Annotated in this window: 2 protein-coding genes; one reads left to right on the forward strand and one right to left on the reverse strand. The window is 75.3% G+C overall.

The window, feature by feature from the left end; translation table 11 throughout:
• Positions 1–53 precede the first annotated feature (53 nt).
• Complete coding sequence (locus H5J33_RS32585) at positions 54–1,250, reverse strand: beta-eliminating lyase-related protein (RefSeq protein ID WP_181798323.1); 1,197 nt, start codon at positions 1,248–1,250, stop codon at positions 54–56.
• Positions 1,251–1,420: 170 nt separating this feature from the next.
• Here H5J33_RS32585 and H5J33_RS32590 point away from each other — a divergent pair.
• Positions 1,421–2,074, forward strand: a 654-nt coding sequence (locus H5J33_RS32590; protein ID WP_181798324.1) for a Rossmann-like and DUF2520 domain-containing protein, incomplete at its 3' end; no start/stop codon positions are given.

Raw genomic sequence — 2,074 nt, forward strand, 5'->3', positions numbered from 1 at the left:
CGCGGGCGCGCCGGGGCGACCCCGCCCCGCGGGCGTCTCCGCGCGCGCGCCGGTCAGGCGCCGGGCAGCCGGCGCGTGAAGTCGGCGACGGCGGCCCGTACGTCGTCCGCCGTCCAGTCCAGGCCCTCCGCGCGCACCGAGACCTCGCTGAAGGCCAGCCCCGGGCCGCCCTGGTCCCAGGGGTCGGAGAAGAGGAACGTGCCCGTCTTCTCGGCCTGGGACACGGCGGCCTCCATGAGGACGTCGGCGTCGTACGGCAGCCAGACCCGGAACTCGTTGGTGTGCGGCTCCCCGGGGTGCACGCGGGCCCACGGCACCCCCGCCGCCGCGAAGCCCTCCCGCAGCGCGGCGGCGACCACGCGCGCGTGCCGCACGTAGTCCGGCAGCCGGGGCAGCTCGCGCTCCAGCCCGACGAGGGCGGACAGGACGGTGGGGAACTGCTGGTAGACCGTGCCGCCGTACCGGTGCCGCCAGGTCCTGGCCTCCTCCACCAGCGTCCTCGGGCCGGCCAGCGCGGCCCCGCCGAAACCGTCGAGGGACTTGTAGAACGACACGTACACGCTGTCGGCGAGGCCCGCTATCTCGTCCAGGGACCGGCCGAAGTGGAGCGTGCACTCCCACAGGCGCGCGCCGTCGAAGTGCACCACCGCGTCCCGCTCCCGCGCGGCTTCGACGACCTCGGTCAGCTCCTCCCAGGCGGGCAGCACGAAACCGGCGTCCCTGAGGGGCAGCTCCAGCATCAGCGTCCCGAAGGGCTCGGGGAAGTCGCGTATCTCGGCCGCCGTGGGCAACCGGGGCTCCCCGGTCACGCGCACCGGCCGCAACCCGCTGACCTGGCTGAACGCATGCCGTTCGTGCACCTCGGGGTGGGCCAGGGCGTGCAGGGCCACCGTGGGGTCGCCGGTGCGGCCCGCCCAGCAGCGCAAGGCCACCTGCTGGGCCATCGTGCCGGTCGGGAAGAACGCGGCGGCCTCCGTGCCGAGCAGGGCCGCGACCCGCTGTTCCAGGTCCTCCACGATCCCGGTGCCGTAGACGTCCGCGTACCGGTCCAGGTCGTACACCTCGGACGCCGCGTCCAGGACCGCCAGCCGCTCGCGGACCGTGCGCCGGAAACCCGGGCGCCACAGCACCCGTTCCGCCTCGGCGAAGGCGGCCCGGCGCCGCTCCCGCATCCGCTCCGCCGCGGTGGGCTCCGCACCCGCCCGCCGGTCGTCGTCCTGGTGTCCGTCCGGTACCACCGCATCAGTCATGGACGGATCATGCCCGCCCACGCGCGCGCGGGCAGCAGGGTTTCGGTGCCGGAGCGTGTGGACAAACCCACAGCCTGTGGACAACCGGCCGCCGCCACACCCGATAGCGTTAACATGACGAGAAATCGTCCGGTACCCAGAGCGGACTGGAACGGGAAGGCCGCCGTCGCGTGAGTACAGTCCACCAGCCAGACCTCAAGGACCGCCCCGCGCGGCTCACCGTCGGTGTCGTCGGCGCCGGCCGAGTGGGCCCCGCGCTGGCCGCGTCCCTCCAGCTCGCCGGGCACCGCCCGGTGGCCGTCTCCGGAGTCTCCGACGCCTCCCGCAGGCGCGCCGAGGCCATGCTCCCGGACGTCCCGCTGGTGCCGCCCGCCGAGGTGCTCCAGCGTGCCGACCTGGTGCTGCTCACCGTCCCCGACGACGCCCTGCCCGGCCTGGTCGCCGGCCTCGCCGAGACCGGCGCGGTACGGCCGGGACAGCTGCTGGTGCACACCTCCGGCCGGTACGGCGCGAAGGTCCTGGACCCCGCCCGGCGCGCGGGCGCGCTGCCGCTGGCCCTGCACCCGGCGATGACCTTCACCGGCACCCCCGTGGACGTGCAGCGCCTCGCGGGCTGCTCCTTCGGCGTCACCGCGCCCGAGGAGCTGCGGCTGGCCGCCGAGGCCCTGGTGATCGAGATGGGCGGCGAGCCGGAGTGGATCAGCGAGGAGGACCGCCCGCTGTACCACGCGGCCCTCGCCCTCGGCTCCAACCACCTGGTCACCCTGGTCGCCCAGGCCATGGAGCTGCTGCGCACGGCCGGCGTCGGCGCCCCCGACCGGATG

The sequence above is a fragment of the Streptomyces sp. WELS2 genome (assembly GCF_013870595.1).
Lineage (GTDB): Bacteria > Actinomycetota > Actinomycetes > Streptomycetales > Streptomycetaceae > Streptomyces.

Coding starts and splice junctions, on each gene's coding strand:
- H5J33_RS32585 (WP_181798323.1), bottom strand. CDS start 1,250: ATGACTGATGCGGTGGTACCGGACGGACACCAGGACGACGACCGGCGG.